Raw genomic sequence first — 19799 nt, 5'->3', positions numbered from 1 at the left:
GGGCCGCTGAAGAAGCGGCCGCCTCACGGTGACGGTGATAGGATCGAGCGCACAATCTCTCCACCGTCGTCCCGGCGAAGGACCCAGAACCACCAGCTTCAATTGCGCTGACGAGATATCGCCCCCGACCGCCTCAAATCGAGAGGCCGCGGCGTATGGGTCCGTGCTTTCGCAGGGACGACGGCTTTATTGTGGCTCGGACCTTCTCACTTCGTCACCAAGCGGCGAACCGCCGCGGAACCAATCGCGCCGCTCGCCCGTTGCCTCCAACTTACCTGCGAATTGGGAGGCCTCGATGCGAGCAGCCAAGATCGTCCTGACCAGCCTTGCGGCCGCGAGCCTGGTCACATCAGCGGCTTTGGCCGAGCAATCCTCGGGAATGGTCACCAAAATTGACCGATTGAGCGGAACCATCACCATCGCGCCGGTCCAGGCCGGCACGGTCGGCGCGGCCGGCGGTGCCGGCCAGGAATACAAGGTTCCGAAAAGCCAGTCGCTCGAGGCTTTCCACGCCGGCGACAAGGTGACCTTCACCGCCAGCGAAAGTGGCGGCAGCAAGACCATCGATAAGCTCGACAAGCAGAAGCCGTAAACCTCTCACGGATCGCGCGGTGCGGGGATCACCGCTCCCCGCCCTCGCGCGGCTCCGGCTCCGCAATCGCCAGCGGCAGATTGGCGCGCTCCCAGCCGTCCGTTCCATCCGGATACCACGCGACGTTGCGGTAGCCGTAGGACAGCACGCGCTTGGCCGCGTTCCACGACATCCAGCAATTCTCCTGGCAGTAGATCACGAGCAGCGTCGCGACGTCGCCGCCGGTAGCGCGGGCGAGCCCATGCTTGAGATAGTCCTCGGTCGATGCCGCGAGCCGACCGTAGCCGGTATCGGGCAGCCAGATGCTGCCGGGGATGTTGCGATGAGGCCGCTCGCGCCACACCGTGCCTTCGGGCAGGTTCGGCTTGGGCGCGCGCGGCAGCACGTCGATGAACGCGCCGGACTTGTCGCGCCAGATCTTTTCCGCCTCCGCGGTCGAGAGCACGCGCGCACCGGCGAGCGTCACCGGCACCGGCGACCGATAGTCCTCGGTGCGATAATCTGCGGGCTCTTCGGGCTTGTCCTGCGCGCGAACCGGCGCCGCCGTCAGCAGCGTCGACGCGATCGCGGCCGCGAGCAGCCTGATCATGGCGACTTGTTTGCGTTCTCCGGGCCGATCGGCCGATCGCTCTCGTCGAGCAAGGGAACGCCGAAGTCGAGCAGGATCTTGTTGATCGCCGGCTGGTTCTCCTGGATCAGGCGATTGAGCTGCCGCTTCCAGGCCTGGTCGGCGTTACGCACGCCCATCGCGATCCGGTAGACGAGCTTCGGTCCGGTGGTCTCCTTGACCAGCGGCGTGACATGCAGCGGCGGATTGGACTTCTTGGCATAGAAGCCGGCCATCGGTCCCCACAGCACCCCGGCATCGATCTCGCCCTTGTTCAGGTCGTTGATCATCGCCTCCGCCGAGGAATCGTAACGCGTATCGATCATCAGTGGATACGGCTTCGCGTTCCCCATCAGGCCGGCGATCGCCATGTTGGTCGCGGGCGGCGTGCCGGCGACGATGCCGATATGCTTGCCCTTCAGCCGCTCGTCCTCCAGCAGCGTGACATCCTCGAGGCCGCTGCCCGGCTTGACCACCAGCGCGTAGGCCGTGCGGTAATAGGGATTGGTCGCCTGCGCGAGATCATCGCCCTGCGGAAAACCCATGATCACGTCGCAGCGATGCGATCCGAGCGTCACCCGCACGAAGCCGGTCGCCTGCGGGAAGAACATGTAATCGAGCTTCTTCTGCAGCTTCTCGGCGAACAGCTCGCCGATCTTGTTCTCAAATCCCTCGCCCTTGTCGTTGGAGAACGGCAGGTTGCGCGGATCGGCGCAGATGCGCAGCACTTTTGGATCGACCAGTTCGATCGACAGCTCGCCCTGATCGTTGACCTGCGCGCGCGCGGCATCGCGTCCGGCGAAACAGGCGATGAAGAGAACAAGCGCAAGCAGCGCGGGACGGCATCCGAACATTCTCATCACGCTCTCCTCTTGATCGGACCGTGCGCCGCCAGCCATGGATTGCTCGCCACACCCCGACGTGCAACAGGAATAACCCGCGCGACGCTGTCGCGTTTCTTGCTGCACCGCAAACCGGACCATCGCGCGATCGGTTACGCGCGCCGGTGAAACTGAGGCGGAAACATGGCTCATTGGGTTGCGGGGTTAGCGCTGCTCCTGACGCTCGGGGCATCGACCATAGCGCGGGCGCAAGAGCGCGAATTGCCTGTGAGCGAAGTCGCTCCCGGAATTTTCGTGCATGGCGGGGTGACCGCATTGATGACGCGCGAGAATGACGGCGGCATCGCCAATATCGGCTTCGTGGTCGGCGACAGCGCCGTCGCGGTCATCGATAGCGGCGGCAGCGTCCGCGAAGGCCGGCAATTGCTGGCGGCGATCAAGCGCCACACCGACAAGCCGATCCGCTATGTGATCAACACCCACGCCCATCCGGACCACAGTTTTGGCAATGCGGCTTTCGTCAAGGACGGCACCAGTTTCGTTGGCCACAAGAGGTTGCCGCGCGCGCTGACCGCGCGCGGACAATTCTATCTCGACGGCTTTCGCCGGACGATGGGCGATGCACTGATCGACGAGGTGCGAATCATCGCTCCGACCGTGCTGGTCGAGGACACGCTGAAGCTCGACCTCGGCGGACGAACACTGGCGTTGAAGGCGTGGCCCGCCGCCCACAGCGACAACGACCTCACCGTGCTCGACGAACGGACGAGCACCCTGTTTGCCGGCGATCTGGTGTTTCTTAACCATATCCCCGTGGTCGACGGCAGCCTCAAGGGCTGGCTGCGCGCGCTTGACGCGCTGGCGGCGATCCCGGCGCAGCGCGTGGTTCCCGGTCACGGAGCCGTGAGCGAATGGCCCGCGGCGCTTGCCGACGAGCGGCGCTATCTGGAGACGCTGGCCGCGGATGTGCGCGCGCTGGTCGCCAGCGGCAAGCCGATTACCGCGGCGGCCGAACGGGCCGCCGCGTCGGAACGGCCGCGCTGGCAGCTGTTCGACGACTACAACGCGCGCAACGCAACCGCAGCATTCTCCGAGCTTGAATGGGAGTAGCCGTGTCCTATAGTGGCGCGGCGCACAAGGATCTCGCGACCATGCTCCGACATCGCGTCCGTCTGCTTACGATTGCCAGCGCGCTCTGCGTCGCCAGCCTGCTCTCGATCACGCTGGGCACATCAGCTGCGCCCGCCGCTGAGGCGTATGATCCGTGGCCGGGGCTGGTGCAGGACATCTTCAACAACCGCCCGATGAATGACGGCAACGATGTGATCGGCATCGAGATGCCGACGCGCGCGGAAGACGCCGCAATCGTCCCGGTGACCTTGCGCACCAAGCTGTCGCCCGGCGACAGCCGCCGCATCACCGCGATCACGCTGGTGATCGACGAGAACCCGGCGCCGATGGCCGCGAAATTCACGCTCGGGCCGGACGCCAACGTCACGGAGATTTCGACCCGCGTCCGCGTCAACAACTACACCAATGTGCACGCCGTCGCCGAGCTCAGCGACGGCAAGCTCTACATGGCGAAGACGTATGTGAAGGCGTCGGGCGGCTGCTCGGCCCCGGCGGGCAAGAATGTCGAGGAAGCCAACAGCCGGCTCGGGCAGATGCGCTACCGGCAATTCGCCAAGCCGGAGCAAGGACCCGCGACCACGACGCGCGAAGCCCAGATCATGATCGGCCATCCCAACAATTCCGGCCTGCAGATGGACCAGGTCACGCAGCTCTACATCCCGGCGTTCTTCATCAACCAGCTGCAGCTCTGGCAGGGCGACAGCCCGGTGCTGGCGATGGAGGGTGGCATCTCGATTTCCGAGGACCCCAACATCCGCTTCACCTTTGTCTCGAACGGCGCCAAGCAGATCCGCGCCGAAGCCAGGGACACCGACGGCCACGTCTTCCAGCACGAATGGAAGGTCGACAATCCCGGGACTTGACGCCGGCACGGCGGGACAATCGCTAAGCGCGATCGGATTAGGCTGGTCTGGAGCGACATCGGAAGTGCCACCTCTCCCTTTGGGAGAGGTCGATTTGCGCAGCAAATCGGGTGAGGGGTTGCGGTCTATCGAGCGAGCAAGACCCCCTCACCCGGATGGCACCGGACGATGCTTCGCATCGCCGAGCGCAATCCGACGTCTCCCCGTTGGGGAGAGGTGAGCCGAAGCTAGAAACATCTCACCTCGGCTTCGGCCTGCGCGCGGCGGAGGTCGTTGAGCGCGTTGGCGGCCTGCTCGGACGAGCGGAACTGGCCGCCGAGATTGCCGCGCACCTGCGACATGCTGAGCACGGTTTCGGCCGTGACATAGCGATCATAGGGGATGATCGACGCAACGACGTCGATCGAGCAGGAGCACTGCTCGATCGACTGCCGGCTCTCGCCATTGGACTTCATGCAGCCGAACACATATTCGGCCCGCGCCGAGGTCGGATAGTCGTTGATCTCCTGCGCCTGCGCGCGCATGCATGTCGCAGCGAGCGCCGCAAGGGCGACAATCGGTCCTAGCATGCCAGCTCGTGCCATGGTCCTGCTTCCTCTTCTTGTCTCGCAGGCTATGCTATGGGTGTAACTGAGAAAAGCAAACTTTCGGGACGAGCGCTCACGAGACCATGATGGGTTCTGTTCGCACCATGCTGGCGGCGGCCGTTCTCGCCGTGATGCAAATCGCGACCGCCTGCGAGGCGGAGACGATCCGCATTGCATCGCAGAAGACGGGGACGCTGGCCTGGGAACTGGCTGTTATCCGCGCCCATGGTCTCGACAAGAAGGCCAATCTCAGCATCGACGTCGTCGAGCTGGCCAGCCCCGAGGCCGGCAAGATCGCGCTGCGCGCCGGCAATGCCGACGTGATGGTCTCCGACTGGCCATGGGTGTCGCGCGAACGCTCGCTCGGCGCCAAGCTGCAGTTCTACCCCTATTCCAGCGCGATCGGCGCCGTGATGGTGCCGGCGGCCTCGCCGATCAAGACGCTGGCCGACCTGAAGGGGCGCAAGCTCGCGGTCGCCGGCGGCGCGATCGACAAGAGCTGGCTGTTGCTGCAGGCCGCGCTGAAGCAGGACGGCATCGACCTGAAGTCGCAGTCGACCATCGTCTACGGCGCGCCGCCGCTGCTCGCGGCCAAGACGCAGGGCGGCGAGATGGACGCCAATCTCAACTACTGGAATTTCTGCGCCGCGCTGGAGGCCAAGGGCTTTCGCCGCCTCGCCGGCATGGAGGACGTGCTCGCGAAGCTCGGCAGCAAGGGCCGCATTGCGATGATCGGCTACGTGTTTGACGAGACCTGGGCCGATGCCAACAAGGATGCCGTGGCCCGCTTCATCGCGATGACCCGCGAGGCCAAGCAGATCCTCGCCACGTCGGACACCGAATGGGATGCGATTGCTCCACTCACCGGCGCTCCCGATGCCGCCACCCTGCGCGCCTATCGCGACCGCTATCGCGAAGGCATCCCGCGCCGGCCGATCGCCGACGAGGAAGCCGACGCCCGCGTGCTCTACCGGGTGCTGGCCCAGGTCGGCGGCCGCGAGCTGGTCGGCAGCGCGACCGAGCTCGATCCCGGCACCTTCTATCAAGCCATCCCCGGAGACTGAGGTGCTGCGTCTCGTCTCATTCGCGCTGTTCATCGCCACCTGGTGGATCGCCTCGCTCCTGATCGGCGACGCCAAGCTGCCGCCGCCGCCGGTGGTGCTGGCGGCGATGCTCACCGAGGCCAAATCCGGCGCGCTGTTCGTCAATCTCGGCGCGACGCTGGCCCGCGTCGCGCTCGCCTTCACGCTGGCGATGGCGCTGGGCTCGGCGATCGGCTATCTGATGGGCCGGATGCCGCTCGCCAACCGGCTCGGCGATCCCTGGCTGATCCTGCTGCTCAATTTGCCGGCGCTGGTCGTCATCGTGCTCGCCTACATCTGGGCCGGGCTGACCGAGGTCGCGGCGATTGCGGCGATTGCCATCAACAAGCTGCCGACCGCCGTCGTCACCCTGCGCGAGGGCGCGCGGGCGCTCGACCCTGCGCTGGACGAGATGGCGACGGCCTTTGCGTTTCCGCCGGCGCGCACCTTCCGCCATGTGATCCTGCCGCAGCTTGCGCCCTATATCGCGGCGGCGGCGCGCTCCGGGCTGTCGCTGGTCTGGAAGATCGTGCTGGTCGCCGAACTGCTGGGCCGGCCGAACGGCGTCGGCTTCGAGATCGGCGTCGCCTTCCAGCTGTTCGACATCCCGCTGCTGCTCGCCTATTCCTTGAGCTTTGCAGCCGTCGTGCTCGTGATCGAAACCCTGCTGGTGCAGCCGTTTGAAACCAGGCTATCGCGGTGGCGGCTCCGTGCAGCTTGAGGTCAATATCACCGGCAAGAGTTTTGAGAACGCGGCCGGCAAGCGTCACGACGTGCTCGCCGCCATCAACTTCACGCTGAACGCCGGCGAGGTCGGCGTGGTGTTCGGACCGTCCGGCTGCGGCAAGAGCACGCTGCTGAAGATCCTCGCCGGGCTCGACCACAATTATCAGGGCCGCGTCGTGCGCCCCGGCGTGCGGCTCGGCATGGTGTTCCAGGAGCCGCGGCTGTTGCCCTGGCGGACGGTCGAGGAGAATGTGCGCCTCGCCGCGCCTGACGTCGATGAGGCGAGGATCGCCGCGCTGTTCGACGTGCTGGAGCTTACCGCGCACCGCCATCACTTTCCCGGCGAACTGTCGCTCGGCCTCGCCCGCCGCGTCGCGCTGGCCCGCGCCTTCGCCGTCGAGCCGAATTTTCTGATCCTCGACGAGCCGCTGGCCTCGCTCGATAATGCCCTGGCCGGGCGGCTGCGCGAGCAGATCGCCACCTTAGTGGCGAGCCGCCGGATGATGACGCTCTTCGTCACCCACGATCTCGACGACGCGGTCCGGCTCGGCGACCGCCTGTTCTTCCTGTCGGCGCGGCCGGCCCGCATCATTCACGTCGAGACCATCGCCGCGCTGCGGGCGAAGCGCAGCGAGCAGGACATTGCCGACATCAAGGCGCGGCTGGCGCAGTTGGACCTTGCAAATATGTGAGACGCGGTCATCCTTTAAGAAAAGTATCGGAGGTGTTTCAATGTCGCGGGCGTGGATCGTCGTTGCTGTCGCATTGCTCGCGCTGCCGGGCGCAGCGCTGGCGCAGAGCAAGGGCAAGGGCATTCGTCTGTGGAATCTGACCAGCGCGACAATTTCGAGCTTCGAGCTGTCACCGGCCGGCAAGAACCAATGGGGCCCCAACCAGACGCTCAACGACAAGGACAAGGAGGTCGATCACGACGAGCGGCTGCGCATCACCGGCGTCGAGCCCGGCCGCTACGACGCCAAGGTCGGCTACAGCGGCGCGAGGCAGTGCTTCGTGCGCGACATCGAGATCAAGGCCGATGCGGTGTTCTCGGTATCCGACAAGGACCTGAAGGACTGCAACAAGTAGTCCTCACCCCGCAGGCGCCTCGCCGCCGGTGCTGGCGCGGTCATTGGGGTGCGGATATTCGCAGCGCCATTTCACCGCGGTCCATTTCGGGTGCTCGCCGATCCATTGCGCGATATAGGGCGGCGCCGCCATCGCACATTGTTGCGGCGAGCCGCTCCAATTAAACAACAGGTGCTGTTCTTCGCAGGTGGCGGGCGACAGCACCGCACAAACGGTGAGTACAAGATCGATCATGCGCAATCCTTAAGCGTGCCCTCAAAATAGATAACACGGCGAAATACGTATCAGGCAAGACGCGGTTTCACAGCCCCGTGAGGGCCACCGGAACCAAGCCTCAAGCGAGATGCGATCATCGCGCTCCAGGCTCTTGTTTGAGCGTGATCTTTCGGAACGACGCCCTAGAAATTGACGCCGAACACCAGCCTCGCCTGATGGCGCTCGAAATTAACCAGGTCGAGGTTGCCGCTGCCGCCGGCGCGCTGCCCCCAGGCCTGGACGCCCCAGGTCGCGGTCAGGCGCGATTTCTCGGAGAGCTGGAAATAGGCGGTCGGGCCGATGAACAGCGCCTGCCCGGCGAGTTCGTCGAGGCCGATCCCTTCATATTTGCGGAAGTAACGCGCTTCGCCGCCGATCAGGATGTCGGGCCGCACTTTCGCCATCAGCCCGAACGCCATGCCGAGCGTCGCCTCCTGCTCCGCGGCGCCGGTGCGCGGCAGCCGCGTCCATTCCGGCTCATAGCTCAGGTTGACGGCGGCCAGAACGAAATCGGGAATCACCTCGCGGTCGAACGCCAGCGTGAGCTCGGTGCCGTGGCTGCGGACCACGGCCGCGCTGGTCTCGTCGACGCGGTCGGCGTGCGTCTCCAGCGCCAGCGTCACGCCGAACGGCGCCGCCTCGCGATCGAGCAAGCGGTAGCGAAGATCGACCGAGACGCCCTGCCATGACAATTGGCGGCGGTCGTCAAAGCCGGGAACGCGGTTGATGTCATGCGCCATGAACGTCGTGCCGAGCTCGACGCGGAAATCCCGCATCGGCACGAACTCCGCCTCGAGCTCCTGGCCGACGGCCCGATAAGTACCGCCGCTCCTCGCGAAGCGCCCGGTGGTCTGGCTCTGGAATTCGCGCTCGCCGACCGTGCCGACATCGGTGCCGATCATGAAGCCGAAGATGTGCTCGGTATCAAAGCCCTCGCCACGCGCGGCAAGCGGCAGCACCGCGGCGGCCATGGTGACCGCGCACAGCGTCTTCAGCCAAATGCGTTTGATTCCTGCACCCATGAGCGGCACCCTACGGCAAGCCGGTGCCGGTCGGCAAATCGGGTGCGCTTCGCGAACGCTGGCGTTCGCGCGCGACGGTGCGATGAATTTTCTGAACAGCAGCTGCAGCGCGAGGATCGTTGCCGCCGCGCCGATCGACGCCCGCCGCGGCTCGACGCAGCAAACTGCGCGAGCCGGGCAGAACGCCGTCAATCACTTGCGCGCTGCGCAGGCGTACATGTTGATTTCCATGCCCACCGGCACTTCGACGATCTTCGGGGTTTTCCAGGTCATTTTCGTGCTCTCCCAAGTAAAGGCTGGCGCGAGGCTTGCACCGCGCGCAAGCTAGGACCGCCCCAAACGCGGCGCAAGCAGGCCGGATTCCGGCCGACTTCGCTGCTGGACATGCCGGCAGCGGACGGGTTTTGCAATGGCTGCGGAGATTCGGGCCGGCTGGGAAAATCGGACATTGTTCTGTCAGGGATTTTCCCGCTTCCACGGGGCAACGTGCCAACCAGCAGACCTGATCATGCCGGTTGAGTCTTGCCCAGGAGTGCAATCGCAACTTTTTTTCTGATGTGCCGGATCGGGGCCCGAGCCCCGGTTGCCGGCCCACCGGCATTTTCCGCCGAGCGCCTATTTGAGCAGGCGCAGCAGGGCCCGGCCGGCGCGCGAATTCAGCTCTTTCGCATCCAGTGTTCCGTCGTTGTCGGGATCGGCAGCCTTGAAGCGCTGCTCGACCACCGCAAGGTATTCGTCGAGCGTCAGGGTGCCGTCGTGGTCGGGGTCCGCCGCGGCCAATTCCTTCGCCGTCAGGCGCCCGCGCAATTCGCGCGCGTCGAGCGTGCCATCGTGATCGGGATCCAGCTTCGCGAACAGATCGGCGGCCGCCTTCTTTGCCTCGGCAAGGTCGACCGTACCGTCATTGTCGGGGTCGAGCATCTTGAGCACACTCTTGCCGCCGGAGGCCGCGAGGGCGGGACCTGACAGCGCTGCCACGGCCAAGGCCAAGGTCGAGATCAAGGCGAGCGATCGGCGCGAAATCATCATTGGTCTCTCCTCACGTGCCACTCCGGCAACCATAACAGTTTCCGCGCGACCCAGCACGGATTGTGCAGCTTTGCTGCCCTGTCGGAATTCGGGTGGAAAGCGATCGATGGCGCGGTCGTCTCTGGCGACCGTTCGACTGCATTGCACCATGAACAAGCGAGGCCAATCATGCGCGGTATCACCACGTTCGCTCTGGGCAGCCTGCTTGCGCTGTCTCTGCTCCCGCCGGCATCGGCCCAGAGCAGAGCCCCTGCCCCATCTGCCAATGCGGCCCGGCAAGACACGCTCACCGGCAAGGAGCGGCTCGGCCACAAATGGAGCGACGAGCAGCGCATCGACAATTGCAACGTGCCGTCGGACAAGCGCGGTGCAAAGCCGCGTCCGAGCGCCTGTCGACGCACGCCGTCGAGTTAACCGATTGGTTCAAGTCGCACGCGCTCGCTGCACAACACCAACAGCAACTTGCGGCGTAGCGTGTAAACGCAACCTCGCGACGGACGGCTGTTCATCGGCGTTGGCATGCCAACCGGACTCGTGCGCATGATGAAAAATCCAGCATCCGCAGCATAAGCCTTCGCGCGTGCTACTTTCGTATTGACGCGTTTTGGTTTCGGGCCGAAAGTTGCATCTGCAACGTCAGGAAATAGGCGTGCAGAAGAAGGTTCATTGGGAGGAGCTGATGAAACGCATTGCGCTGGCCGCAAGCCTCGTAATTCTTGCATCCTACGGTGCAAGCGCCCAGACCAACGAACAGTTGGTCAAGGGTGCGACTGATACATCCAATGTTCTCAATTATGGCATGGGTTACAATCTTCAGCGCTTCTCGACGCTGAATCAGATCAACAAGGACACGATCAAGAATCTGGTCCCGGTCTGGAATTACAGCCTGAACGACGACCGCAGCGAGGAATCGCAACCGCTGGTCTACCAGGGCGTCATCTACGTCACCACGCACAGCGCCACGATCGCGATCGACGCCAAGACCGGCAAGCAGATCTGGAAGACCAAGGTCGAGTATCCCGCCGAGACGGCGCGAATCGTATGCTGCGGCATCATCAACCGCGGCGCCGCGCTGTATGACGGCAAGGTGTTCCGCACCACGCTCGACGCCAATGTGATCGCGCTCGATGCCAAGACCGGCAAGGAGCTCTGGCGCCAGAAGGCCGCGGACATCAAGGAAGGCTATTCGATGACGGTGGCCCCGCTGGTCGCCGACGGTGTGGTCATCACCGGCATCTCGGGCGCCGAGTTCGGCACCCGCGGCTTTATCGACGGCTGGGACGCTGCAACCGGCAAGAAGCTGTGGCGCACCTACTCGATCCCGACCCCGGACGAGCCCGGCGGCGACACCTGGAAGGGCGACACCTGGAAGCTGGGTGGCGGCTCGACCTGGATCACCGGCTCCTACGATCCGGAGCTGAACACGGTGTATTGGGGCATCGGCAATCCCGGACCGTTCAATTCCGCGGTGCGCCCGGGCGACAACCTCTACACCTGCTCGGTGCTGGCGCTCGACCCGAAGACCGGCAAGATCAAGTGGCACTACCAGTTCTCGCCGAACAATCCGTTCGACTATGACTCGGTGGCCGAGATGGTGCTTGCCGACATGAACGTCGAGGGCAAGCCGACCAAGGTGCTGATGGATGCCAACCGCAACGGCTTCTTCTACGTGCTCGACCGCACCAACGGAAAGCTGCTCGCGGCCAATCCCTATGTGAAGGTCAACTGGGCCACCGGCATCGACATGAAGACCGGCCGCCCGATCGAGACCGACATCAGCAAGGATGCGCGCGACGGCAAGAAGGTCGTGGTCTATCCGTCGATCCTCGGCGGCAAGAACTGGCAGCCGATGGCGTTCAATCCGCAGACCAACCTTGCCTATGCGAACACGCTCGCATTCGGCGGCCGCTACAAGACCGAGCCCGTCACCTTCAAGCAGGGCGAGTGGTATCTCGGCATGGACCTGACCGATCTCTGGGAGTGGGGTGACGGCCCGCGCGGTCACCTCAAGGCGATCGATCCGATGACCGGCAAGGCGAAGTGGGAAGCGCCCTCCGACATTCCGCGCTTCTCCGGCGTGCTGTCGACTGCGGGCGGCGTCGTGTTCACCGGTGCGTTGACCGGCGAGTTCGAAGCCTTCGACGCCGACACCGGCAAGAAGCTCTGGCAGTTCCAGACCGGCTCGGGCATCGAGGGCCAGCCGGTGACCTGGCAGCAGGACGGCGTGCAATACGTCGCCATCACCTCCGGCTACGGCGGCGTGTATTCGCTGTTCTCCGGCGACGAGCGGCTGGCCACGGTCCCGCCGGGCGGCTCGCTGTGGGTCTTCGCGGTCAAGAACTGAGCGCGGAGCAGACGTGACTGAACGAGCAACTCTGTTGACGGCGGCGATCCTCGCCGCCGTCGCGGCAGCCTTGATCACCCAGATCCCGGCCGCCGCACAGCAATCCGCCGCGAACGATCCCCAGGGTACGGCCGACCAGGGCAAGGTCACCTACGCCAAGAACTGCTCGCACTGCCATGGTCCGAACATGGTGAACTCCGGCACCATCACGCCGGACTTGCGGACATTTCCCGACGACAAGACGCGCTTCGTCAGCACCGTGAAGCAGGGCAAGAACGGCAAGATGCCGCCCTGGGGCGATATCCTGAGCGAACAGGAGATCGCCGACGTGTGGGCCTTCGTGGTGAGCCGGAGGAAGCCATGAGGGCTTTGCTCGCGGGCGCGATCACCGCAATGCTTCTTGCAGCGGCGACGATGTCCGCGCGGGCCGCCGACGAGCCGCTCAAGGTCTGTCTCGACGAGGACGTGCCACCGCTGTCGGCGCATCATCGCGGCAAGCCCGATTCCGGCTTCGATGTGGTGCTGGCGCAGACCATCGCCGATCGGCTGGGACGGCCGCTCAAGATCCAGTGGTTCGAGAGCAAGCTCGACGAGGATTCGAGCCCGGCGCTCGAGGCCAACGCGCTGCTGTCGGACGGCCGCTGCGCACTGGTCGGCGGCTATGCCCTCACCAAGGACTCGCTGGTGGTGCCGGGCGTCAAGACGGCAAAACTGCCGGATTTCGACGGCGCCACCCGCGACGATCGCCGCCGGCGGATCCCGGTCGGCGTGCTGATGCCGAGTCAGCCCTACATCTATTCGCCGATGACCATCGTGCTCGGCCCCAAGGCCAAAGACCGCAAGATCACCGATATCGGCGACCTGGCCGGCCTGCGCCTCGCGATCGAAAGCGGCACGCTGGGCGATGCCATTCTCATGACCTACGAGAAGGGCAAGCTGATCGACGACATCACCCATCTGGTGCCCGGCCGCAGCGACCTGCTCGGCGAGCTCGAGCGCGATGCGTTCGACGCGACGTTGCTTGACCTGCGCCGGTTCGATGCCCATCGCGCCGCGCATCCCGACACCAAGATCACCGCATCCGGCTACTACTATCCGATCGGCGCCAATCGCGGCTACGTCGCCCTCGAGACCGACGAGGCGCTGCTCGACGCCGTCAACAAGGTGCTGTCGGATCTGCAGTCGACCGGCAAGCTCGCGGAGCTCGGCCGCGCTTCCGGCCTGACCTATCTCCCGCCGCGCGAGCCCGCCATTCTCGGCGATGTCTGGCTGAAGATCTTGAACCGGTAGGGCTTCCCCGTCATTGCGAGCCAACGGGTCGCGCGAACGCGCGCCCGATGACAGGCTCCGCGAAGCAATCCATGCCTCCGCAAGCGGAAACATGGATTGCTTCGTCGCTGTCGCTCCTCGCAATGACGGGAGAGAGCCGCGCAGCCCCTAGCTATCTCAGATAACTCGCCAGGTTCAGGCTCTGGATCTTGGAGATCGCCGAGTACGACGCCGTCAGCTGCGCCTGGTAGGTCGACAGCTGCGCCGTCACGGCGGCGACGTCGACGCTGGTGAGGTCGGTGGACAGGGTCTGCGCAAAGTTCTGGTAGTCGCTCTGGCTGGCGCTCACTGCCTCGATCTGCGACGCCGTGGTCGAGAGCTTTGCCTGCACCGTGGAGGTCGCATCCAGCGCATCGCTGGCCAGATCAAGCGCCTGCGAGACGTCGCTCGCCGACAGCGATGGCGAGTTGCCGACGAATTTCAACAGCCGCATCACCTGCTCGAACGCCGAACTGTCGGCCGTGACGCCGTACGCGACCGACTGGCTGTCCGAGACGCGCACCGAGGCGATCTCGCTGTCGCCTTGGTAGTAGCTGGTGTCCGCCGTGGTCAGCGAACCCGCGCCGCTGGCAAAGCTGGTGAGATCGACCGGCGCCGTGTCGGTGCGGGCGCCGCTGAAGACGTATTCGCCGTCATATTGCGTGTTGAGCAGTCCCTGCATCTGCGCCAGCGCCTGCTGGGCGTAGTTCACCACCGACGCCGTCGCCGTGCTGCTGCCGGTGGTGGCGGCGCTGAGCTGGGTGCGCAGCTGGGTGACGATGTCGGTCATCGAGCCGACCGCGGAATACATCACCTGCACCTTGCTGTCGGCAAGCTTGGCCGCATCGATATAGGACTGCGACCGCGTCACCGAGACCTGCAGGTTGATGACGCGCCCGGCACTGGAGCCGTAGCCGCCGAAATCCTCCGCCTTCAGCCCGGAGGATTCCTGCACCTGCTCATTGGCCATCACCGCCTGGGTGCGCAGCGCGCTCGCGATCATCTGGTCCGACTGCGCAAAGGTGGCGACACGCATCATCATGACAACGGCCTCACGGCTCAGCTCGCCTGCATCGCGGTCATCAACGACGAGAACATGGTGTTGATGACCTGGATCAGCTGCGACGCGGCGGCGTATTTGTTCTGCAGCGTGCTCAGATTCGCGGTTTCCTCGTCGATATTGACGCCGGACTGCGATGACAGCGAGTTCGCGTAGGTCGATTGCGCGGTCTGCTTGGCGGTGTAGGTCGCCGAGGCCTGGGTCGCCTTGCCGGCGACGTTGGCGACGATCGCGGCGGCATAATCGGTGAACGAGCCGGTGGTGGCGCCGAGCCCGCCGGCCATCGCAAAGCTGGTCGAGCCCGTCAGCGTGCTCAGCAGGGTGTTGACCACCGTGGACGAACCCGGCGACAGCACCTGGCTCCCGGTCGTCAACGTCGACGAGGCATCAAGCGTCGCGGTCGGCAGCCCCGTCGTGCCGCTGAGGATGTCGCTGCGCACCGCAATGTCCGATGCGCCGGTCCCCGTCACCAGGTCGTTGAGGCCGAAATAATCCGAAAAGCCTTCGCCGGCGCTGCCGACCGCGCTGGTCATCTGGTTGATCGCGACGCCGTTGCCGGAGCCGGTCGCGCTGATCGACAAATGGCCGTTGGCATCGATCGAGGCCGACAGGCCGGAGATGCCGTTGATCGCGGTGACGAGATCGCCCACCGTCGCATAGGACGACAGGTCGATATCCCCGTACGACACCAGGTTGCCGCTCTTGTCCGCCACCGCAATGCGCACCGTGCCGGTGGCCGACAGCGGCGTCGCGCTGCTCACGCTGGCGGTGCCGGTGAGGCTCGCCGGCGCGGGCACCGACGTGCCCTGGTTCGAGACGGCGTTGACGCTCGAAGCAAGCTGCCGGGCGAGCTCATCGAGCTGGGACTGCGCCGCCGGCAGCGTCTGGTCGCGCAGCGTGATCAAGGCGCTGACCTTGCCGGAGGTGATCTGCGAGGTGATGTCGACGCCGTTGACGGTGATGCCGCTGAAGCCGCCGGCGCTGTAGGTGGTCGATGCCGTGACGTTGGCCGCCGCGGTATAGCTCAGCGGATGCGCGGTGCTGTCGACCAGCGCCTGTCCCGAGCCGGTATAGACCTGCAGATCGCCGTTCGATGCGGTGAAATAGCCGACATTCATCATCGAGGCGAGGTCCTGCAGCGCGCTGTTGCGCTGATCCTCGAGATCGGCGGTCGACTGCCCGGCGGCGGCCTCCTGCTTGATCTGGGCGTTGAGGTCGGAGATCTGCTGCAGGTCCGAATTGATGTCGCCGACCGACGAGGCGATGTCCTGGTCGGCATTGGCGCGCAGCTTCTGAATGCCGTCCGAGGTCTGCTGCAATTGCGTCGTCACCGCATCGAGCGCGCTGATCGCGTTCGACTGCAGCGAGGCGCTGCTCGGCGTGCTGGCGAGCGACGACAGCGCGCTTTCCAGCGCCGCTACGGCGTTGGCCAGCGAGGTCCCGGTCGTCGATGAATCGGCGCTGGCGGTGCTGCCGTAGAGCTGCGCCAGTTCGGTCAGGTAGCCGTTAGCGGTATCGGCGGCGCCGAGATCGGAATCGGCTGCGACCAGCGACTTCAGCAGCAGCTTGTCGACCGTGCTGGTGATCCCCGAGATAGTGACCCCGGTACCGACGCCCCCGGTGACGCTGCTGGCCTGATTGGCGGTCTTCTGGGTGTAGCCCTTGGTATCGGCGTTGGCGATATTCCCCGAGGCCACGCTGATCTGGACGCTCGTGGCCGAGAGCCCGCTAAACGCAATGCTTTGCGCGACACTGAGCGACACCGCTGGCTCCCTCCAACTCCCCTGCCCGGCGCGATCAGGCGCGGACGTTGGTGCCGTAGGAGGCCGCCGAGGTAACGCGGCGGCCCGCGGCGCCATAAGGCGAGACGCTCGCGATCTGCTCGCGGATCGCCTGCATGATCGCCTCGATGCGGCGGTTGCTGGCCTCGATCGCCGCGCGCAGCCGCATCACGTTCTCGTCCATCGCCGCGCGCAGCCGCAGGATCCGCTCCATCAGCTGCTCGCGCAGCAGGCGGTCCTGGACCTGGAGATTGGCGGTCTTGCCGACCGCCTCGGCCACGCACTGCTCGAACAGATTGGCGAGCCGGTTCTTCTCGTCGACCTGCTTCAAGCGCGAGGCCGGCAAGCCCTTGGCGAGCTCGACATTCTCCTCGTTCACAATCACGATCAGATGGTCGATCAGCGCGATCAGCGACCTTGCGCGCTCGTCGTTGCCTGCGGGATTGGTCTTGATGGTGCCTGCCGGTGTCATGGTGTCGCTCCCGTTCCTGCTAGTGTCCGCGACGCAGGCCGCGCAGCGATTGTGCGCCGCGCCCATAGGCGGTGATGGCCGTGGCCCGGACCGTCGCCCGGTTGATCTCCTGGTCCAGCCGCGCGCATTCGCGCATCAGCCGGTCCCGCAATGTGCCGATATCGTCGAGCAGCGCGCAGAGCTGCGCCCGATCGCCGGCGTCGACCGCGCGGGCCCGCGCGGTCAGCCGCCGCAACTTCCGTAGCAACACGTCGCCATCGCTTGCGTTTGCGCGCGTCATGATCACCTCATCGCCGAGATCAGCGTGTCGAACATCTTGTTGACGGTGGTGATCACCTGCGAGGCCGCCGAGTAGGCCTGCTGCGCCGAGATCATGTTGGAGAATTGGCCGCTGGTATCGGTCGTGCTGGATTCCAGCTCGCTGCCGTAGATGGTGCCGGCGCCGTTGCTGCCCGAGGTCTGCAGCGTGGCGTTGCCGGAATCCACGGCCGCCGAATAGATGCCGTCGCTCGAGGCGCGCAATCCGTTCGGGTCGCTGAAGGTCGCGACCGCGATCTTGTAGATCGCAATCGTCTGGCCGTTGGAATAGGTGGCGTCGACCACGCCGTTCTTGCCGATCGAGATGCTGCTCAGCTTGCCGTAGGCCAGGCCGTCCGACGTGATGCCGGTGAGGTTGACCGACGGCGTGGTCTCGCCCGAGGCGTACTGCGTCAGCCCCTCGGTCTTGCCGGCGGTGCCGAGATTGAGCGTGATGCTGCTGTCGGCGGCGCCGTCGGTCCAGCCGGTCACCGAGAGCGTCGGCGGGCTCGGCGTGGTCGAGGCGAGCGAGCCGTCGCTGTTGAAGGTGATCGCGACGGTGCCGCTCGACGTTCCCGTCGTGGTGCTCGCATCGGAGGCGAGCGTCGGATTGGCGAAGCTCGCGCTCCAGGCATTGGCGCCGGTCTTGGTCCAGGTGACCTGGATCGAGTTCGCGGTGCCGAGCGAATCGTAGACCGTCATCGACGAGGTGAAGGTGTCGCCGGTCGCCGCATCCGACGGCAAATTGGCGGCGATCGTCGTCTTGGTGGTGGCGCTGCCGCTGGTGGCGGCGACCTGGGTGTTGATCGGCTGCAGGCTGCCGGCCGAGGCGTTGCCGACGATGTTGCCGTCCGCATCGGTGCGCCAGCCCTCGAGATAGTAGCCGTTGTTGGTGAGATAGCCGGCGTTGTCGGTGGTGAAGGCGCCGTTGCGGGTGTAATAGGTGGCGCCGCCCGCCGTCGCATCGGTCACGGTGAAGAAGCCGGAGCCCTGGATCGCGACGTCGGTCGCGTTGGTGGTGGCGGACAACAATCCTTGCTGGGTGATGTTGGCGCGACCGGCCACCGTGACGCCGCCGGAGGTGTAGGACTGCGCGCTCGAGGCGGTCACCAGATCGTTGAACATCGCCGACGTGGTCTTGTAGCCGGTGGTGTCGGCATTGGCGATGTTGTCGGAGATCATCGAGAGCGACTGGCTCTGCGCGTTGAGCGCGGAGATCGCCGAGGAAAGTGCACCGGTCAAACTCATGCTAAAACCCCGCAGGCAATCAGGACGTGACGCCGATAATGTTGGCGGCGCTGACGGACACACCGTTGACCAGCAGCGAGGGCGTCGAGCTCGAGGCATCGATCCCGGTCACCATTCCGGTGATCGTGGTGTAGTTGAGCAAGGAGTTGCCGGCGGCGTCGGTCGCGGTCACCTGGACGGTGTACTGGCCGCCGTCCTTGAGCTGGGTGCCGTCGGAGGTCTGGCCGTTCCAGGTAAAGCTGTTCGAGCCGGCGTTGCCGGTTCCGGTGCCGGTCCACACCGTGTTGCCGGAAGAATCCTGGATCGAGATCGCGACGTTGGAGGCGGCCGAGGACAGCGAATAGCCGAACGTCGCCGAGCCGTTGCTCAGCTGCGCCGTGCTGGTCTTGGCCTCGACGGTGTGGCCGATATAGTTCACCGAATTGAGCGTCACGAGGCTCGAAAACGAGCTCGCCAGCGACGTCATGCTGGAGTTGATCGACTGCTGCTCGGTGAAGTTGGCGTAGGAGGTGAGCTGGTTGATGAAGTCGGTGGTGCTGGTCGCGTTCAGCGGATCCTGGTTCTGCAACTCGCTGACCAGCAGGTTGAGGAAATCGGTCGAGCTGATCCCCATCGACGCGCTCGACGACGAGGTCGCGGCGGCGGAGGATGCAGCAGCTGATGTGGCCGAGGAAACGGTCATGACAAGGCTCTCTTCGCCGCGGCATGCGCGACGGAACGCGTTTGAACATCGGTGGTCGTGAAGCTCGTTCGCAGATGAAACGGCTGACACGCCGATTTCAGGCGCGGATTCGTGGGTGCGGAATCAATTGATTAATCGGCAGAATTTGCCGCGTCGGCGCACAACGCATGTGCGCCGGTCATCAGTGTTCGAAATGCAGCGAGAACGCTTTGCGGCTAGAGCAGCAGGCCGATCGACGAGCCCGTCCGGTCAAGCATGGATGCCGGCGGCGCCAGCGCGGGCAACAGGCAGAGCGCCAGCAGCAGCGCAGGCAGCACCTTGCCCGGCTGCACGGCTTCGTCCGGTGTTGCATCGGCCGGCTGGTCCTCGGATGCGGCTGGTTCCCTGGGCAATGTCGCGGCCGCAGTGACGATGCGGTCGACAAGACCCTTGGGCGCGCGCACCGCGGGCGCGGCGAGCGCACGGCGCACCGCGCTCGCCTCCTCATAGAGCGTGCGCACCTCGGCCGAGGATGCGAGCAATTGCTCCGCGGCCAGCCGCTGATCGTCAGGCCAGCGGGACAGGTCCTCCCCCAGCCGGTCGATCAGATCCTCGAATGTCGCAACGTCCATCGCGCGCGCAAATCCAGCCTCGTCGCCAAGGCTGTCATAAAGCATTCGCGGGACGGCGGAAATCAATTTCCGCCGCTGCGGCATCAGGCCCAAGATGTGCCTGGGGGGCGGGCGTTTTCCGTATCGGAACGACGGCCCGGCACCCTGCCCGCTCCGCTGCGCGTGCTTGATCGG

At 65.2% G+C, this 19799-nt stretch carries 25 protein-coding genes; 11 read left to right on the top strand and 14 right to left on the bottom strand.

All coding sequences use genetic code 11. The features are described from left to right. Nucleotides 1–295: 295 nt before the first annotated feature. Nucleotides 296–592 (top strand): copper-binding protein, encoded by a 297-nt coding sequence (locus CI41S_RS32280; protein WP_139485451.1) that lies wholly within the window; start codon nt 296–298, stop codon nt 590–592. 28 nt (nt 593–620) lie between these two features. Here the strand turns inward: CI41S_RS32280 and CI41S_RS32275 are convergent, their stop codons facing one another. Both CI41S_RS32275 and CI41S_RS32270 read right to left on the bottom strand, forming a co-directional pair. Beyond that, nucleotides 621–1181 (bottom strand): PQQ-dependent catabolism-associated CXXCW motif protein, encoded by a 561-nt coding sequence (locus tag CI41S_RS32275; protein WP_139863137.1) that lies wholly within the window; start codon nt 1179–1181, stop codon nt 621–623. Next, nucleotides 1178–2053 (bottom strand): substrate-binding domain-containing protein, encoded by an 876-nt coding sequence (locus tag CI41S_RS32270; protein WP_430650060.1) that lies wholly within the window; start codon nt 2051–2053, stop codon nt 1178–1180. Before CI41S_RS32270 ends, CI41S_RS32275 begins: the two co-directional genes overlap by 4 nt. Nucleotides 2054–2224: 171 nt before the next feature. Here CI41S_RS32270 and CI41S_RS32265 point away from each other — a divergent pair, with 171 nt between their 5' ends. Both CI41S_RS32265 and CI41S_RS32260 read left to right on the top strand, forming a co-directional pair. Next, nucleotides 2225–3151, top strand: coding sequence for a quinoprotein relay system zinc metallohydrolase 2 (locus CI41S_RS32265; protein ID WP_139863135.1), 927 nt, complete (start codon nt 2225–2227; stop codon nt 3149–3151). 41 nt (nt 3152–3192) lie between these two features. After that, on the top strand, nt 3193–4035 hold the full coding sequence (locus CI41S_RS32260) for a quinoprotein dehydrogenase-associated SoxYZ-like carrier (RefSeq protein WP_139863557.1): 843 nt from the start codon (nt 3193–3195) through the stop codon (nt 4033–4035). A 227-nt stretch (nt 4036–4262) separates the two neighbouring features. On the opposite strand, the gene CI41S_RS32255 is transcribed toward CI41S_RS32260, so the two are convergent. Then, nucleotides 4263–4619, bottom strand: a complete 357-nt coding sequence (locus CI41S_RS32255) for a hypothetical protein (protein ID WP_139863134.1) — start codon at nt 4617–4619, stop codon at nt 4263–4265. Nucleotides 4620–4726: 107 nt separating this feature from the next. Here CI41S_RS32255 and CI41S_RS32250 point away from each other — a divergent pair, with 107 nt between their 5' ends. Genes CI41S_RS32250 through CI41S_RS32235 form a run of 4 tightly spaced genes read left to right on the top strand, consistent with a single transcriptional unit; the run spans nt 4727 to nt 7516 of the window. Next, the gene (locus CI41S_RS32250; RefSeq protein ID WP_430650059.1) at nt 4727–5686 is read left to right on the top strand and encodes an ABC transporter substrate-binding protein; all 960 of its coding nucleotides are present in this window, start codon (nt 4727–4729) and stop codon (nt 5684–5686) included. Nucleotide 5687: 1 nt separating this feature from the next. Continuing rightward, the gene (locus tag CI41S_RS32245) at nt 5688–6425 is read left to right on the top strand and encodes an ABC transporter permease (protein WP_139863132.1); all 738 of its coding nucleotides are present in this window, start codon (nt 5688–5690) and stop codon (nt 6423–6425) included. Further along, a complete protein-coding gene (locus CI41S_RS32240; RefSeq protein WP_139863131.1) occupies nt 6415–7122 on the top strand; it encodes an ABC transporter ATP-binding protein in 708 nt (235 codons plus the stop codon). The genes CI41S_RS32245 and CI41S_RS32240 overlap by 11 nt, the downstream gene beginning before the upstream one ends. A 40-nt stretch (nt 7123–7162) precedes the next feature. Further along, entirely contained in the window at nt 7163–7516 is a 354-nt protein-coding gene (locus CI41S_RS32235; RefSeq protein WP_139863130.1) for a hypothetical protein, read from the top strand. 3 nt (nt 7517–7519) lie between these two features. Here CI41S_RS32235 and CI41S_RS32230 read toward each other — a convergent pair whose 3' ends face one another. The 4 genes from CI41S_RS32230 to lanM form a co-directional block, all read right to left on the bottom strand. Continuing rightward, complete coding sequence (locus tag CI41S_RS32230; protein WP_139485442.1) at nt 7520–7756, bottom strand: hypothetical protein; 237 nt, start codon at nt 7754–7756, stop codon at nt 7520–7522. Nucleotides 7757–7914: 158 nt separating this feature from the next. Continuing rightward, entirely contained in the window at nt 7915–8793 is an 879-nt protein-coding gene (locus CI41S_RS32225) for a DUF6662 family protein (RefSeq protein ID WP_139863129.1), read from the bottom strand. Nucleotides 8794–8985: 192 nt separating this feature from the next. After that, a complete protein-coding gene (gene pqqA / locus CI41S_RS32220) occupies nt 8986–9066 on the bottom strand; it encodes a pyrroloquinoline quinone precursor peptide PqqA (RefSeq protein ID WP_035721241.1) in 81 nt (26 codons plus the stop codon). A 342-nt stretch (nt 9067–9408) separates the two neighbouring features. Continuing rightward, nucleotides 9409–9819 carry a lanmodulin LanM gene (gene lanM / locus CI41S_RS32215; RefSeq protein WP_139863556.1) on the bottom strand — a complete coding sequence of 137 codons (411 nt, stop codon included), beginning with the start codon at nt 9817–9819 and terminating at the stop codon, nt 9409–9411. A gap of 171 nt (nt 9820–9990) precedes the next feature. Here lanM and CI41S_RS32210 point away from each other — a divergent pair, with 171 nt between their 5' ends. The 4 genes from CI41S_RS32210 to CI41S_RS32195 all read left to right on the top strand — a co-directional run bounded on the left by CI41S_RS32210 (nt 9991) and on the right by CI41S_RS32195 (nt 13456). Further along, nucleotides 9991–10236 (top strand): hypothetical protein, encoded by a 246-nt coding sequence (locus CI41S_RS32210; RefSeq protein WP_244626751.1) that lies wholly within the window; start codon nt 9991–9993, stop codon nt 10234–10236. Nucleotides 10237–10501: 265 nt separating this feature from the next. Continuing rightward, nucleotides 10502–12166, top strand: a complete 1665-nt coding sequence (locus CI41S_RS32205; protein ID WP_139863554.1) for a methanol/ethanol family PQQ-dependent dehydrogenase — start codon at nt 10502–10504, stop codon at nt 12164–12166. Between the two features lie 70 nt (nt 12167–12236). Then, nucleotides 12237–12530, top strand: a complete 294-nt coding sequence (locus CI41S_RS32200; protein WP_371815128.1) for a c-type cytochrome — start codon at nt 12237–12239, stop codon at nt 12528–12530. Beyond that, nucleotides 12527–13456, top strand: a complete 930-nt coding sequence (locus CI41S_RS32195) for a substrate-binding periplasmic protein (protein WP_139863128.1) — start codon at nt 12527–12529, stop codon at nt 13454–13456. Before CI41S_RS32200 ends, CI41S_RS32195 begins: the two co-directional genes overlap by 4 nt. 151 nt (nt 13457–13607) lie before the next feature. Here the strand turns inward: CI41S_RS32195 and CI41S_RS32190 are convergent, their stop codons facing one another. The 7 genes from CI41S_RS32190 to CI41S_RS45420 all read right to left on the bottom strand — a co-directional run bounded on the left by CI41S_RS32190 (nt 13608) and on the right by CI41S_RS45420 (nt 19718). Next, nucleotides 13608–14516, bottom strand: coding sequence for a flagellin (locus CI41S_RS32190; RefSeq protein ID WP_139863127.1), 909 nt, complete (start codon nt 14514–14516; stop codon nt 13608–13610). Between the two features lie 17 nt (nt 14517–14533). Then, complete coding sequence (gene flgK, locus CI41S_RS32185; protein WP_139863126.1) at nt 14534–16297, bottom strand: flagellar hook-associated protein FlgK; 1764 nt, start codon at nt 16295–16297, stop codon at nt 14534–14536. Nucleotides 16298–16331: 34 nt separating this feature from the next. Beyond that, a complete protein-coding gene (locus CI41S_RS32180) occupies nt 16332–16787 on the bottom strand; it encodes a flagellar protein FlgN (protein WP_139863125.1) in 456 nt (151 codons plus the stop codon). A 19-nt stretch (nt 16788–16806) separates the two neighbouring features. After that, entirely contained in the window at nt 16807–17067 is a 261-nt protein-coding gene (locus CI41S_RS32175; RefSeq protein ID WP_139863124.1) for a hypothetical protein, read from the bottom strand. A 2-nt stretch (nt 17068–17069) separates the two neighbouring features. Then, entirely contained in the window at nt 17070–18332 is a 1263-nt protein-coding gene (flgE, locus tag CI41S_RS32170; protein WP_139863123.1) for a flagellar hook protein FlgE, read from the bottom strand. 19 nt (nt 18333–18351) lie between these two features. Further along, complete coding sequence (locus CI41S_RS32165; RefSeq protein WP_139863122.1) at nt 18352–19014, bottom strand: flagellar hook assembly protein FlgD; 663 nt, start codon at nt 19012–19014, stop codon at nt 18352–18354. 215 nt (nt 19015–19229) lie between these two features. Beyond that, complete coding sequence (locus tag CI41S_RS45420; RefSeq protein WP_430650052.1) at nt 19230–19718, bottom strand: hypothetical protein; 489 nt, start codon at nt 19716–19718, stop codon at nt 19230–19232. Nucleotides 19719–19799: the final 81 nt, after the last annotated feature.

The organism is Bradyrhizobium ivorense, from assembly GCF_900696085.1.
Taxonomy (GTDB): Bacteria; Pseudomonadota; Alphaproteobacteria; order Rhizobiales; family Xanthobacteraceae; genus Bradyrhizobium; species Bradyrhizobium ivorense.
Note: the sequence above shows the minus strand (reverse complement) of the source record. Positions and strands in the feature narration are given on the sequence as shown.